Raw genomic sequence first — 13,996 nt, 5'->3', positions numbered from 1 at the left:
GGGGGACGCCGCTAATACCTGGCCAAACTCCCGGGCAAGCGGGAACCAACGTGACTCAACCCAGTGACGATAAACAAGCACTAGCTTGCCGCTGCTCGCTGGGTAGGCTATAAAGTCGCGCTTTCCCGGTTATCGGGAAGAACAAGGAAGCGCTGTTCGTGGCTGCAAAAAAACCTGCGAAGAAGGCCGTCAAGGCCGCCAAGAAACCCGCCCAGACCTCCGCCAAGAAGCCTGTCGTGAAGAAGGCTGCTGCCAAAAAGCCGGTCGCAAAACCGGCTGCCAAGAAGACGACGGCCAAACCGGTCGCCGCCAAGAAGCCCGCAGCAGGCAAAGCGGTTGTCGCCAAGAAACCTGCTGTGAGCAAGGCCGCGGCCCAGAAGCCCGCTGCCAAGCCGGTGGCGAAGAAGCCAGCCAGCAAACCGGCAACCCAGCCATCTACAAAGGCTGCGCCGAAGGCTGCTGCCAAGCCGGCCGCAAAACCCGTACCGAAACCGGCCGTCAAGCCGGCTCCGGCCAAATCTGCTCCCCCCAAGGCAGCGTCCTCTCATGTCCAAGCGCCTGTAGCCCCTAAAGCTGCAGCGAAGGCGGCACCAGAGCCCGTTGCCAAGGCTCCGTCCCCACAGAAGCCAGTGCCCGTCTCGAAAACCCCCACGAAATCCGCTAAAAACGCTCCTGCTGCCACTCCCGTGATTGCCAAGCAAGCCCCCATTCCGCGTCCCGTCGGCAAAGTCGCCGTCGCGGTCGCCGCAAGACCCAGCGCGCCGGTGGTGCGCGGCAAGGTCAAGGAAGTGCCGTACAAGACAGATGAAACCACCGGCCGCCCCATCATTCCTCCGGGTTACAAGCCTTCGGTGGAAGAGGAGTACATGAGCCCGCTACAGCTGGAGTACTTCCGCAAGCGGTTGCTCGATTGGCGCGCCGATCTGGTGGAAGAATCCAAGCAGACCATCGAAAACCTGAAAGACGAAGTGCGCGACATCGGCGATGAAGCCGAGCGCGCTACCCGCGAAACCGAAAATTCGCTCGAACTGCGCACCCGCGATCGCTATCGCAAGCTGATCGGCAAGATCGACAGCACGCTCAAGCGCCTGGATGCGGGCGACTATGGGTATTGCGTAGATACCGGTGAAGAGATCGGCCTGGAGCGCCTGGAAGCGCGCCTGACCGCCGAACGCACCATCGATGCGCAGGAGCGCTGGGAACACATGCAGAAGCAGCAGGGCGACTAAACGGCCGCTTTGCTTGTGTTCGAAAAACCCCGCCGAGTGCGGGGTTTTTTTAGGTGCTCGTATCCTGAGGGATGCGGTGTGTTTTTCGTAGAGCTTGCTCCGCTGATCGCGCGCGAGCCGACTTGCGATCTACGAGCTATTCGTTATCGCTCGCCGTTGCGACGGCATTATTGCTATTGACTCGATGCTATCGCGGGGCGCAGCTCCGCTCTACAAGGTCGGTCAATGCAAGTCCTTGATATTCAACCTGCGCAGCGCCGGTGCCTTCCACGTGGTGACGCCAACAACACCCAACGTCATGAAGCCGCCCAGCACCACCGCCGGCACCAGGCCGAGCAGCCGCGCCATCGATCCGCAATAGAACGCGCCCAACTCGTTCGATGAGCCGATGAAGATGCCGTTGATCGACGACACGCGGCCACGCATATGGTCCGGCGTCGCCAGCTGCAGGATGGTCGAGCGCAACACCATCGATACGCTGTCGAACACGCCCGACATCAGCAGCAGCGTGGCCGACAGCCAGAAATGCGTGGACAGGCCGAATCCGATGATGCACAAGCCGAATCCCGCCACCGCCATCAGCAGCCAGCGGCCGGCCCGTTGCCCGGGCGGATGCCGGGTCAGCCACAAACCCATTGCGACCGCGCCCAGCGCGGGTGCGCCGCGCAGAATGCCCAGGCCTTCCGGTCCGTAATGCAGGATTTCCTGGATGAAGGCCGGCAGTACCGCCACCGCGCCACCGAACAGCACGGCGAACATGTCCAGCGCCAGTGCACCCCGGATGATCTGATTGCCGAAGACGAAGCGCAAACCTTCGCCGATGCTGGTGAATATCGGCGAGCGTGTGCCCTCGGCGACCGGTTCGGCTACGCGCAACCGCAGCAGTACCATGCCGGCCAGCAGCGCCAATGCCGCTGCGGTCGAGTATGCAGCGGTTTTGCCGGCCCAGCCCACCAACACGCCGCCAATAGCCGGACCGGTAACCAGGGACGCTTGGAAAGCCACGCTGCCGAAGCTGGCGCCACGGGCGAATTGTTCGCGCAGCAACACGCGTGCGAACAACGCGTTGTAGATGGGCGTCAGAAACGCGCGCGCCACACCGGTAACGGCGATCGCTGCGTAGATCATCCACACGTTTTGACTGGGCAGCCAGCCCGCGGAGATTGCGGTCAGCAACAGTCCGGTGATGCTGAGGCAGACGCAGGCCGCCAAGCCTAATTTGCGCCGCGGCAAATGGTCGACCGCGTAGCCGGCGAACAGCGCAAAGCAGAAGTACGGAATCACTTCCGCCAATCCGATCAGGCCCAGCGACAGCGGATTGCGGGTCAGCTCATAAACGTGCCAGCCCACCGTGACCGAGGTTATCTGGTACGACAGGATGGACAGGATGCGGTAGGTCAGCAGCGTCGCGAACTGCGTGCGCAGCAGCGGCGAGCTCTCCGGAGGTGGGCTATTCAGAGGCGTGCTTTCCAGAGCGTGCTTTCCAGGGAGTGTTCTTCGGAAGCGTGTTCTTCAGAAGCGTGCTCTTCAGAAGCGTGTTCTCGCCGGCAACGCCTTCAGTCACGCTGGCTTTGCGCGGTATCGCGGATGAAGGCCAGCAAGGCGGTCAGACCGTTGCTGCGGGTCGGCGAGAGATGTTTGGCCAAACCGATATCGGCGATGAAATCTGGATCGGTCGCCAGAATCTCAGCGGCGGAGCGGCCGGAATATACGCGCAGCGCGAGGAAGATCAGGCCGGAGACGATGGCCGAATCGCTGATGGCATGGAAATCCAGCCGCTGCGCATCACCTTGCGGGACGATCCACACCAGCGACTGGCAGCCCAGCAGTCGGTGCTCTTCCTTCTTCCATTGCTCGGGAAACGCCGGCAGCTTGCGGCCCAGATCGATCAAATACTGGTAACGCTCGGACCAGTCGCCGAAGAAAGCGAATTCTTCCTTGATGGCTTGCTGTGCTTCAGCAGCGGTGGGTTCCAGGGGGAAAATATTCTCAGTCACGTTGTGCTCTTGGTTCGGCTCCCTCCCCAGCGAAGGCAGGGGAGGGTTGGGGAGAGGTTGAGTGGTTGGTGCGTTCACCACGACACCCTCTTACAAACTGGCTTTTGTGGGCTGTTACCCACGCTTCCAGCGTACGCCCTGAGGCGTGTCCTCCAGCAGAACACCTTCGGCGGCCAGTTGATCCCGTATGGCATCGGAGCGGGCGAAGTCGCGGCTTTTCTTCGCGACCGCGCGTTCATCGATCAGTGCCTGAATGCGGGAATCGTCGTCGCTTGACGCACCTCTGGCGAACCAGGCCGCGGGATCTTGTTGCAGCAAGCCCAGTGCCACACCCGCACCCAATAGCTCTGATTTCAGCCGCAGCCTATCGCTGGCGGAAGCCTTGCGGGCTTCGCCTGCGATGCGCGCCACTTCGGCCAAGGCCTGTGGCGTGTTCAGATCGTCGTCCAGGGCATCTTCGATAACTTGCGGAATGGTGGCTTCGGCCGTCAAATCCGCCAGATCGCGCAACGTGCCGTACAAGCGGTCCAACGTACGCACGGATTGCTCGATCAAGGTGTCCGACCAGTCCAGCGGCTGCCGGTAATGAGCAGAAAGCAGGGCGTAACGCAGGGCTTCCGGCGGATGCTGTTGCAGCAGATCGTGCACGCGTTCGATGTTGCCCACCGACTTGGACATCTTGGCACCGCCGAAATTCAGCATGCCGTTATGCATCCAGAAGCGCGCGAATATCTTGCCCCCGTGCGCGCATTCGCTTTGCGCTATCTCGTTTTCGTGGTGCGGGAATTGCAGGTCCACGCCGCCCGCGTGGATATCGATGGTTTCACCGAAATGAGCGCTGATCATCGCCGAGCATTCGATGTGCCAGCCAGGCCGGCCGCGGCCCCAAGGCGAATCCCAGCCGGGCAGATCGTCGGTGGACGGTTTCCACAGCACAAAGTCGCCGGCATCTCGCTTGTACGGCGCCACTTCCACGCGCGCGCCGGCCAGCATTTCATCCGGATCCCGGCGCGAGAGCTTGCCGTAATCCGGGAACGTGGCGACCGCGAACAGCACGTGTCCTTCGGCCGCGTAAGCATGGCCATTCTCTATCAGCCGTTCGATCATCCCGATGATGTGCGGAATATGGGCCGTGGCTTCCGGCTCGATATCCGGAGAGAACCGGCCGCTGACACCCAATCCGGCCATGTCCTGACGATAGGCCTCGGCGTAGCGGTCGGTAATGACCGAAATCGGCACGCCCTGTTCTTTGGCCGCGGCGTTGATCTTGTCGTCCACGTCCGTGATGTTGCGGGCGTATCGCAGCGCTCCGTAGCGCCGGCGCAGCAGCGCGGACAACACGCCGAATACCACAGGGCCGCGGGCGTTGCCGATATGCACGTAGTTATAGACGGTCGGCCCGCAGAGATACATCGTGGGGCAGGCGGGGTCGAGCGGCGCGAAGGGCTCGACCCGGCGCGTCAGATTGTTATGCAGGCGCAGGGTCATGGATTTGGGGCGAGGGGAAGCCCCGCGATTCTACAGGCTGGCGCTTTGGCGCGGCAGCGGCTCGCGGAGCAGGGTGGGTGTTCAGCCCCACTCAAGCCTCGCGCCCTAAACTGTGGCCCTAGGACTTCCACCTTTGCTCCGGCCGTCGCCTTTGTTTCGTTACTCCGCACTGCTCGCACTGCTGTTGACCACGCAGGCCGCCGCCCAGGAACGGGTGGTTCTGGCCGAGAACGTGCGCTTGGACTACGCGCAGGTATTGAGCGTGGAGCCGGTTTACCAGACCTTGCGGGCCAGCCGCACCGAACAGCAGTGCGACGATTTGCCGCCGCCGCCCAAGATCGACCCAAGTGCCAAAGAGGGAGAGGGGCGCTGGAACCGCATGATGGATTCGATTCGGGGCATGTTTTCCGATGACAGTTCGGAGCCGGAGCCGAAGTCGGAGCCCATCCAAGCCAATTGCCGTGTCGTACCGGTGGAGCGGGAATTCCGCCGTCCCATCGCCTACGACGTGGACTACATCTATAAGGGCACCAAGTACCGCTCCCGTTTGGCTGAAGATCCGGGCAACCGGCTGCGCATCCGCGTGTCGGTCGCGCCTTACGTGCCGCCGGTCCAGGCTGCCGTCACGCCGTGAGCCTTGCGCCGCAGCGCAGCACGTGCGAGCATTCGGCCCCATGAAGATGAACGTGCACATGCATGCTGACAGCGCCGCCCGGATGGCCTCGAGCATGACGTCGCGTGCCCGTCGACCGGAATCCTGCTCCTAGCTGGGTCGCCCGGACGTTTTCACCTGTCACACCGGAACCCAGCCTGAGGCTGGGTTTTTTCGTTTCTGAAACATGTATTTCTGAAGCACGCATTTCCCTCCGCAAGAGTCCGGTCATCCACGACCAGGCTCCCCCAAAAGGCCTTGGAATCATTACGTCATGAAGCACTTCTTGAACACGCAGGACTGGAGCCGCTCCGACCTCGATGCCTTGCTGACGCAGGCTACGCTGTACAAGCAGCACAAGCTGGGCGACGCGCTCAAGGGTAAATCGATCGCGTTGGTGTTCTTTAATCCCTCCATGCGTACCCGCACCAGTTTCGAGTTGGGCGCCTTCCAGCTGGGCGGCCATGCGGTGGTGCTGCAGCCGGGCAAGGACGCTTGGCCCATCGAGTTCAACCTGGGCACGGTCATGGATGGCGATACCGAGGAGCACATCGCGGAAGTGGCGCGGGTGCTGGGCCGCTACGTGGACCTGATCGGCGTGCGCGCGTTTCCGAAGTTCATCGATTGGGCCGTCGATCGCGAAGACATCGTGCTGAAGAGCTTCGCCCAGTATTCGCCGGTGCCGGTGATCAACATGGAAACCATCACCCATCCCTGCCAGGAGCTGGCGCATGCGCTTGCCCTGCAGGAGCACTTTGGCACGTCGGATTTGCGCGGCAAGAAGTACGTGCTGACGTGGACCTATCACCCCAAGCCGCTGAACACCGCGGTGGCCAATTCCGCGCTGACCATAGCGACCCGCATGGGCATGGACGTAACGCTGCTGTGCCCCACGCCGGACTACATCCTGGATGAGCGCTACATGGGCTGGGCTGAGCAGAACGTCGCGGAAAGTGGCGGCTCGCTTACGGTTAGCCATGACATCGATAGCGCCTATGCCGGTGCCGATGTTGTTTACGCCAAAAGCTGGGGCGCTTTGCCGTTCTTCGGCAACTGGGAGCCGGAAAAACCCATCCGCGACCAGTACAAACACTTCATCGTTGATGAAGCCAAGATGGCGCTGACCAATAACGGTGTCTTCAGCCACTGCCTGCCGCTGCGCCGCAACGTCAAGGCCACCGACGCCGTCATGGATTCGCCGCAGTGCATTGCTATCAATGAGGCGGAAAACCGCCTGCATGTGCAGAAGGCGATCATGGCGGCCTTGATCAAATAGGGCGGCCCCGGCCCGCCGTTGCCATCTCGCCGATACCGTTTTAGTTCTATCGCTTCGCTTCCTATCTCCACGTTTCATTCTTCCAATGGTGGGCCTGGGCCCACCCTATGAGAGCCCCCACATGACTCCCAAGAAAGACATCGTCCTCGCCTTCTCCGGCGGCCTCGACACCAGTTTCTGCATTCCCTATCTGCAGGAGCGCGGTTGGGCCGTGCATACCGTGTTCGCCGATACCGGCGGCGTGGACGCGGAGGAGCGGGCGTACATCGAACAGCGTGCGGCGGAGCTGGGCGCTGCCAGCCACGTCACGGTCGACGGCGGCCCTGCTATCTGGGACGGCTTCGTCAAGCCGTTCGTATGGGCGGGCGAGGGTTACCAAGGCCAATATCCGCTGCTGGTATCGGATCGCTATTTGATCGTCGACGCGGCGTTGAAGCGTGCGGCTGAGTTGGGAACAAAGGCCATCGCGCATGGCTGCACCGGCATGGGCAACGATCAGGTGCGTTTCGACCTGGCGGTGAAGGCCTCCGGCGACTATCAGATCGTCGCGCCGATCCGCGAAATCCAGAAAGAACACACGCAGACCCGCGCCTACGAACAGCAATACCTCGAAGAACGCGGCTTCGGCGTGCGCGCCAAGCAGAAGAGCTACACCATCAATGAGAATCTGCTGGGCGTGACGCTGTCCGGTGGCGAGATCGATCGTTGGGAAGCGCCTGGCGAAGGCTCCCGCGGCTGGTGCGCGCCGCGCAGCGAATGGCCAGAGCAGGCGTTGCAGGTCACGCTCGGTTTCAAGAATGGCGAAGCGGTATCGCTGGACGGCCAGCCGATGGAAGGCGCCAAGCTGCTGGCCAAGTTGAACAGCCTGTTCGCGCCGTACGGCGTTGGCCGTGGCATGTACACCGGCGACACCACCATCGGTTTGAAAGGCCGCATCGTGTACGAGGCGCCTGGCCTGATCTCACTGCTCGCCGCGCATCGTGCACTGGAAGAGGCCGTGCTGACCAAGCAGCAGAATCGCTTCAAGCCAGACGTGGCGCGCAAGTGGGTGGAAGTGGTCTATGAGGGCTTCTACCACGACCCCATCAAGACGGACCTGGAGGCGTTCTTGAAATCCTCCCAGGCGACCGTCAACGGCGAAGTGGTGCTGGAAACCCGTGGTGGCCGCGTCGATGCCGTCGCCATCAAGTCGCCGCACCTGCTGCACGCCAAAGGCGCGGTTTACGCGCAATCGGCCGACTGGGGCGTGGAAGAGGCGGAAGGCTTCATCAAGCTGTTTGGAATGAGTTCGACGTTGTGGGCTGAAGTGAACAGAAGCGGGGGGGGTAAAGAGCTAAGAGCGGGAACAGGGAATAGGGAACGGGGAATGGAAGATTCCAAGACCTGAAGCCGACCCATTCTGCTGTGGCTCGCCGCCAAGTTTCATTCCCGCTTCCCCATTCCCGCTTTTTTGAAAACAACCAAGCCATGCTCAATCAAATCCTTCCCCATCTCCAAGCTCTGGTGTCCTTCGATACCCGCAATCCGCCGCGGGCGATCACCACCGGCGGCATCTTCGAATACATCCGTGCGCAGTTACCGGATTTCGCGGTCGAGGTGATCGATCATGGTGCTGGGGCGGTGTCGCTGTTTGCCGTGCGCGGCCAGCCGAAGCGGGTGTTCAACGTGCATCTTGATACCGTGCCGTCGTCGCCGGCCTGGACGGCCGATCCGTTGACACTGCGAGTAACACAGGATCGCGCGATCGGGTTGGGTGCGTGCGATATCAAGGGCGCGGCAGCGTGCCTGATCGCGGCCGCACACGTGACGCAAGGCGACGCCGCGTTCTTGTTCAGCAGCGACGAAGAAGCCAATGATCCGCGTTGCATTGCCGCGTTTTTGAACCGGAATGCGCTGGCACGCGACCACGGATTCCAGGAAGCGATCATTGCCGAGCCCACCCAGGGCCAGGCCGTGTTGGCGCACCGCGGCATCAGCGCGGTGCGTATGGCCTTCAAGGGGCAGGCAGGGCATGCGTCAGCCGAGAACGCGTTGTCGCTGAGTGCGCTGCATAACGCCATGCGCTGGGGCACGACTGCACTGGATTTCGTGCAAGCGCAGCATCATCTGCGATTCGGCGGACTCACTGGCTTGCGCTTCAACATCGGACGGGTCGAAGGCGGCATCAAGGCGAATATGATCGCGCCCAGTGCCGAGGTGCGGTTCGGTTTCCGTCCGTTGCCCTCGCAGGACATGGACGCGTTGCACGCGCAGTTCCGCGGCTTCGCCAATGCCGATGCGCTGGCCGAGTACGAAGAAACCTTCCGAGGTCCGTCGCTGCCTTCCGGCGACGTGGCGCGGGCTGAAGAACGGCGACTGGCTGCGCGTGACCTGGCCGACGAGCTAGGCCTGCCGATCGGCAACGCGGTGGATTTCTGGACGGAGGCTTCGTTGTTCTCGCAAGCGGGCCTGACCGCGCTGGTGTATGGCCCGGGCGATATCGCGCAGGCGCATACCGCGGATGAGTGGGTGTCGCTCGAACAACTGCAAAGCTACGCCGATAGCGTGGTGCGGATACTGGCAAACAAGAATTGATCCGATTCATAGAGTGGGCCCTGGCCCACCTTCCGCGGATCGGCAATGGTGGGCCGGGACCCACCCTACGCAACAAGACGAAAGAAACCAACCGACATGGAATCGCACAAACAAACCCGTCAGACCATCATCCGCTTGCTGTCCAGCATGGCCAGCGCGAAAGAGATATCGCAGTACGTCAAGCGCTTTTCTCAGCTGGACGCCAAGCGCTTCGCCGTGGTCAAAGTGGGCGGGGCGGTACTGCGCGACGATCTGGAGGCGCTGACTTCCTCGTTGGCCTTCCTGCAGGAAGTCGGGCTGACGCCCATCGTCGTGCATGGCGCCGGCCCGCAGTTGGATGAGGAAATGACCGCGGCCGGCATCGAGAAGCAGACCGTCAACGGTCTGCGAGTGACCACGCCGGAAGTGCTGGCCATCGTGCGCAAGGTGTTCCTGCAGCAAAATTTGGCGCTGGTGGAAGCGCTGCAGCAAGCCGGCGCGCGCGCGACTTCCATCGTATCCGGCGTGTTCGAGGCCGAGTATCTCGATAAGGACACTTATGGTTTGGTGGGCGAGGTGAATCGCATCAACCTGGCGCCTATCGAGGCCAGCCTGCATGCCGGTTCCATTCCGGTGATCGCTAGCCTGGGCGAAACGGCGGGCGGCCAGATACTCAACATCAACGCCGATTTCGCCGCCAACGAATTGGTACAGGTGCTGCAGCCGTACAAGATCATCTTTCTCACCGGTACCGGCGGTCTGCTGGGCGCGGATGGCAAGGTGCTCGACTCGATCAACCTGTCTACCGAGTACGACGAACTGATGGCGCAGCCGTGGATCAACGGCGGCATGCGGGTCAAGATCGAACAGATCAAGGCGCTCTTGGACAAGCTGCCGCTGACGTCATCGGTATCGATCACCAAGCCGGCCGAACTGGCCAAGGAGCTGTTCACTCACCGCGGCTCCGGCACGCTGGTGCGGCGGGGCGAGCGGGTTTTGCGTTTCGATAGTTGGGAGGGCATCGATCTGGACCGGCTGCGTGGCCTGATCGAATCCAGTTTCGGCCGCAAGCTGTTGCCCGATTACTTCGAGCGCACACAGCCGCATCGCGTCTATGTCAGCGAGAACTATCGCACCGCGCTGATCCTGACCCAGGAGCAATTGCTCAACGATGGCATGGCCACCTACCTGGACAAGTTCGCCGTACTGGACGATGCGCAGGGCGAGGGGCTTGGACGTGCCGTATGGCATGTGATGCGTGAGGAAAATCCACGGTTGTTCTGGCGTTCGCGGCACAACAACCAAGTCAACATCTTCTACTACGCCGAATCCGATGGCTGCTATAAGCAAGAGAATTGGAAGGTGTTCTGGTATGGCATCGAAGATTTCCGCGATATCGAGCGCTGTGTTGTGCATTGCCGCAGGTTGCCGGCTACGTTGGTGGATTGAGCAATGACGACCGAACTCGTCCCCGAAACATGGCGGACTGTGTCGCGCTTGAAAGGCCAGCATGCGTCGGTGGAGCACTTGGAACGCGATCATATTGACGGCCTGCGCGCTGCGTTGGCCGGTGATGCTTTGTCTCGCCTCTGGTATACACAGGTGCCGAAGGCTGCCGACGTGAGCGCTTATATCGATGTGGTGGTGGAAGGCGAGGCTGCAGGCCGCTGGCTGCCTTTCGTCATCCGCAATGCGCAGGATGAAATCGTTGGCAGTACCCGCTTCTACGATCTCGAGCCGGCGGTACCGAAACTGACCATCGGCTACACCTGGTACGCACCCAAGGTGCAGCGCACTGGCGTCAATACCGAAACCAAGCTGCTGTTGCTGACGCATGCTTTCGAGACGCTGGGCTGCATCAGCGTGGTGTTCGAGACCAGTTGGTTCAATCACCGCTCGCGGGCGGCCATCGCACGGCTGGGCGCCAAGCAGGATGGCGTGTTGCGCAATCATCGCCGCCACCCCGACGGCACACCGCGCGACACCGTCATCTTTTCCATCATCGACAGCGAATGGCCGGGCGTGAAACGCAACCTGCTATTCAAGCTGGAACAACACGCTGAGCGTGCTGAAACGGCAGGAGCCGGCTTATGAACAAGAAGACCGTCGGCATTGTCGGCGCGCGCGGCCACACCGGCGCCGAATTGATCAGACTGATTGCCCGCCACCCGCAGTTGGAGCTGGGTTTCGTTTCTTCACGCGAGTTGGCCGGGCAGAAGGTCAGCGACCATATCGCCGAGTTCTCGGGCGATATGCGCTACGAAAGCCTCAGCCACGAACAGGTTGGCAGCAGCGGCATGGATGCGGTGATCCTGGCGCTACCCAACGGCAAGGCCGCCGAACTGGTGGCTGCCATTGACGCACAGGCGCCCGATACGGTCGTCGTGGATTTGTCGGCGGACTATCGCTTCAACGAAGACTGGTACTACGGCTTGCCGGAACTGACCCGCAGCCGTTATGAAGGGCAGAAGCGCATCAGCAATCCTGGTTGCTACGCCACGGCGATGCAGTTGGCCATTGCCCCGTTGCTCGATCAGTTGGCGGGCCCGCCGCAGTGCTTTGGGGTGTCGGGATATTCCGGTGCCGGCACGACACCTTCGGACAAGAACAATCCGGAACTGTTGCGCGATAACCTGATGCCGTACGCACTGACCGATCACATGCACGAACGCGAAGTGTCGCGTCGTCTAGGCGTGCCGGTGGAGTTCATGCCGCATGTGGCGCCGCATTTCCGCGGCATCACCATGACGGTCAACCTGTGGTTGCAGCAGCCGGTGAAGGTGGAAGCCATTCGCGACCTGTACCAGCAGCGTTACGCCGGCGAGTCGTTGATCCACATTCTCGAAGAAGCACCTTGGGTCAGCCGCATCGCCGGCAGGCACGGGGTGGAAATCGGCGGGTTCACGGTGGCGCCAGGCAGCAAGCGGCTGGTGGTGGTGGCGACGCTGGACAATTTGCTGAAAGGCGCGGCGACGCAGGCGATGCAGAACCTCAATCTGGCGTTCGGGTTCGAGGAACTGACCTCGATTCCGACGGAATAAACATAGGGTGGGCCCCGGCCCACCATGCACCATACGGTGGGTCTGGGCCCACCCTACGCGGAGTTGATCGATGTCTGATTTGTTGTGGCAAAAACCTGGCGTCACTGTCGATGCGGAAATCCAGCGCTTTCTGGCCGGCGACGATGTCGTGCTGGATCGCGAATTCTTCCTGCACGACATCCAGGCCAGCACTGCGCATGCAGAAGGATTGCAGCGCATTGGCATACTGTCGGCCGATGAGCTGGAAGGCCTGAGGCGTGAGCTCGCGGTGCTGGCGGAAGATTTCCGTGCCGGCCGCTTCGTGCTGGATGAACGCTACGAAGACTGCCACTCCGCCATCGAAGCGCGTCTGACCGAGCGGCTGGGCGATGCCGGCCGCAAGATCCATACCGGCCGCAGTCGCAACGACCAGATTCTGGTCGCCACGCGCTTGTGGCTGAAGGAGAAGCTGGCGCGTGTAGCCGATCTTTCCCGCAGCATCGCCAAGGTCGCGCTGGACCGCGCAGAGGCCGAACGCAGTCTGCCGGTTCCCGGCTACACGCATATCCAGCGCGCGGTAGTGTCGTCGGCCGGCATGTGGTGGGCGGGCTGGGCGGAAGCGTTCATCGACAACGCCATCCGGGCGGGCGATACCTTGAAGCTGGTGGATGCCAATCCGTTGGGCACCGCTGCCGGCTACGGCGTCAATCTCAAGCTCGACCGCGAGCACACCACCGAGGCACTGGGTTTCGCCCGGATGCAGATCAGCCCCATCTATGCGCAGCTGTCGCGCGGCAAGTTCGAGATGGCCGCGCTCGAAGCATTGGGTAGCGCCACGTTGGACCTGCGCCGCATTGCGTGGGATCTGTCGCTGTTCACCAGCGCGGAATACGGTTTTGTGGCACTGCCGGCGCAGTACACCACTGGCAGTTCGATCATGCCCAACAAGCGCAATCCGGACGTGATCGAATTGATGCGCGCCACTCACGCCAGCGTGGCGGCGGCACGCACTGAAATCGAACAGCTGCTGTCGCTGCCTTCCGGTTATCACCGCGACCTGCAAGCCAGCAAGGGCGCCATCTTCCACGGTTTCAGCCGCGGCTTGCCCGCGCTGGAACTGCTGCCTGCTTTGCTAGCCAATCTGGAATGGCGCGAAGACAAGCTGCGTGCGGCGATCGATTCAGGCATGTATGCGACCGATGTGGCGGTGGATGCTGCCGTGGCTGGCGTGCCGTTTCGCGAAGCTTACAAAGCGGCCGCGGCGTCCGCCGGAAGTGCGGGCGAAGGGCGTACGCCGGAATCGAGTCTGGCCGCGCGTGTTTCACCAGGTGCGGCTGCAGATTTGCGTTTGGATGAATTGCGCGCGCGGCTAGCTGACTTGGACAGCTGATTTCGTAAGCCCTCCTTGTGGGAGCGACGTGAGTCGCGACGTTGATGTTTCCGGTCGCGACTCACGTCGCTCCCACAAGGTAGGCTCTCTTGCCATGACTTCCGCAGCGTTGAACAGAGAAACCGACGAGACGAAATGAAACGATACCTGGTCATGGCTATGCGCAAACCAAACTTCAGCGATGAAGTCATCGCGCCGCATCTGGCTTTCTTGGATGAACTCAGAGCTGCGGGCCAACTGGAAATGACCGGTGGCTTCAGCGACAAGAGCGGCGGCGCCTATGTGCTGAAGGCGGACAGCCAGGAAGAAGCACAAGCTATCGTTCATCGCGATCCGCTAACTACTTACGGATCTTCGACGCTCACCATATACGAATGGAACACTCGCTGAG

The 13,996-nt window shown here is 61.7% G+C and carries 13 protein-coding genes; 10 read left to right on the top strand and 3 right to left on the bottom strand.

Annotated features, from left to right (window positions below; all coding sequences use genetic code 11):
- Positions 1–158: 158 nt before the first annotated feature.
- On the top strand, positions 159–1,229 hold the full coding sequence (gene dksA, locus AB6O04_RS15715; RefSeq protein ID WP_368565065.1) for an RNA polymerase-binding protein DksA: 1,071 nt from the start codon (positions 159–161) through the stop codon (positions 1,227–1,229).
- Between the two features lie 222 nt (positions 1,230–1,451).
- On the opposite strand, the gene AB6O04_RS15710 is transcribed toward dksA, so the two are convergent.
- The 3 genes from AB6O04_RS15710 to cysS all read right to left on the bottom strand — a co-directional run bounded on the left by AB6O04_RS15710 (position 1,452) and on the right by cysS (position 4,714).
- Entirely contained in the window at positions 1,452–2,687 is a 1,236-nt protein-coding gene (locus AB6O04_RS15710) for an MFS transporter (RefSeq protein ID WP_368565075.1), read from the bottom strand.
- Positions 2,688–2,785: 98 nt separating this feature from the next.
- Entirely contained in the window at positions 2,786–3,226 is a 441-nt protein-coding gene (locus AB6O04_RS15705; RefSeq protein ID WP_368565063.1) for a SufE family protein, read from the bottom strand.
- Between the two features lie 114 nt (positions 3,227–3,340).
- Positions 3,341–4,714 (bottom strand): cysteine--tRNA ligase, encoded by a 1,374-nt coding sequence (gene cysS / locus AB6O04_RS15700; protein ID WP_368565061.1) that lies wholly within the window; start codon positions 4,712–4,714, stop codon positions 3,341–3,343.
- Positions 4,715–4,865: 151 nt separating this feature from the next.
- On the opposite strand from cysS, the gene AB6O04_RS15695 reads away from it, so the two are divergent.
- The 9 genes from AB6O04_RS15695 (at position 4,866) to AB6O04_RS15655 (ending at position 13,995) form a co-directional block, all read left to right on the top strand.
- Positions 4,866–5,348, top strand: a complete 483-nt coding sequence (locus AB6O04_RS15695; protein WP_368565058.1) for a hypothetical protein — start codon at positions 4,866–4,868, stop codon at positions 5,346–5,348.
- A gap of 292 nt (positions 5,349–5,640) precedes the next feature.
- Positions 5,641–6,642: an N-acetylornithine carbamoyltransferase gene (locus AB6O04_RS15690; protein WP_368565057.1), complete on the top strand. Its 1,002-nt coding sequence runs from the start codon at positions 5,641–5,643 to the stop codon at positions 6,640–6,642.
- 121 nt (positions 6,643–6,763) lie between these two features.
- Positions 6,764–8,029 (top strand): argininosuccinate synthase, encoded by a 1,266-nt coding sequence (locus tag AB6O04_RS15685; RefSeq protein ID WP_368565055.1) that lies wholly within the window; start codon positions 6,764–6,766, stop codon positions 8,027–8,029.
- An 80-nt stretch (positions 8,030–8,109) separates the two neighbouring features.
- On the top strand, positions 8,110–9,216 hold the full coding sequence (locus AB6O04_RS15680; protein WP_368565053.1) for an acetylornithine deacetylase: 1,107 nt from the start codon (positions 8,110–8,112) through the stop codon (positions 9,214–9,216).
- Between the two features lie 96 nt (positions 9,217–9,312).
- Positions 9,313–10,644, top strand: coding sequence for an acetylglutamate kinase (locus AB6O04_RS15675; protein WP_368565052.1), 1,332 nt, complete (start codon positions 9,313–9,315; stop codon positions 10,642–10,644).
- Positions 10,645–10,647: 3 nt separating this feature from the next.
- Entirely contained in the window at positions 10,648–11,289 is a 642-nt protein-coding gene (locus AB6O04_RS15670) for a GNAT family N-acetyltransferase (protein ID WP_368565051.1), read from the top strand.
- Positions 11,286–12,236 carry an N-acetyl-gamma-glutamyl-phosphate reductase gene (gene argC, locus AB6O04_RS15665; protein WP_368565050.1) on the top strand — a complete coding sequence of 317 codons (951 nt, stop codon included), beginning with the start codon at positions 11,286–11,288 and terminating at the stop codon, positions 12,234–12,236. Before AB6O04_RS15670 ends, argC begins: the two co-directional genes overlap by 4 nt.
- A gap of 70 nt (positions 12,237–12,306) precedes the next feature.
- Positions 12,307–13,605 (top strand): argininosuccinate lyase, encoded by a 1,299-nt coding sequence (gene argH, locus AB6O04_RS15660; protein WP_368565047.1) that lies wholly within the window; start codon positions 12,307–12,309, stop codon positions 13,603–13,605.
- A 135-nt stretch (positions 13,606–13,740) separates the two neighbouring features.
- The gene (locus AB6O04_RS15655) at positions 13,741–13,995 is read left to right on the top strand and encodes a YciI family protein (protein ID WP_368565045.1); all 255 of its coding nucleotides are present in this window, start codon (positions 13,741–13,743) and stop codon (positions 13,993–13,995) included.
- The last annotated feature ends 1 nt before the right edge of the window (position 13,996 follow it).

The sequence above is a fragment of the Pseudoxanthomonas sp. UTMC 1351 genome (assembly GCF_040948865.1).
Classification (GTDB): domain Bacteria; phylum Pseudomonadota; class Gammaproteobacteria; order Xanthomonadales; family Xanthomonadaceae; genus Pseudoxanthomonas_A.
Note: the sequence above shows the minus strand (reverse complement) of the source record. Positions and strands in the feature narration are given on the sequence as shown.

Coding starts and splice junctions, on each gene's coding strand:
- cysS (WP_368565061.1), bottom strand. CDS start 4,714: ATGACCCTGCGCCTGCATAACAATCTGACGCGCCGGGTCGAGCCCTTC.
- AB6O04_RS15690 (WP_368565057.1), top strand. CDS start 5,641: ATGAAGCACTTCTTGAACACGCAGGACTGGAGCCGCTCCGACCTCGAT.
- AB6O04_RS15685 (WP_368565055.1), top strand. CDS start 6,764: ATGACTCCCAAGAAAGACATCGTCCTCGCCTTCTCCGGCGGCCTCGAC.
- AB6O04_RS15680 (WP_368565053.1), top strand. CDS start 8,110: ATGCTCAATCAAATCCTTCCCCATCTCCAAGCTCTGGTGTCCTTCGAT.
- AB6O04_RS15675 (WP_368565052.1), top strand. CDS start 9,313: ATGGAATCGCACAAACAAACCCGTCAGACCATCATCCGCTTGCTGTCC.
- AB6O04_RS15670 (WP_368565051.1), top strand. CDS start 10,648: ATGACGACCGAACTCGTCCCCGAAACATGGCGGACTGTGTCGCGCTTG.
- argC (WP_368565050.1), top strand. CDS start 11,286: ATGAACAAGAAGACCGTCGGCATTGTCGGCGCGCGCGGCCACACCGGC.
- argH (WP_368565047.1), top strand. CDS start 12,307: ATGTCTGATTTGTTGTGGCAAAAACCTGGCGTCACTGTCGATGCGGAA.
- AB6O04_RS15655 (WP_368565045.1), top strand. CDS start 13,741: ATGAAACGATACCTGGTCATGGCTATGCGCAAACCAAACTTCAGCGAT.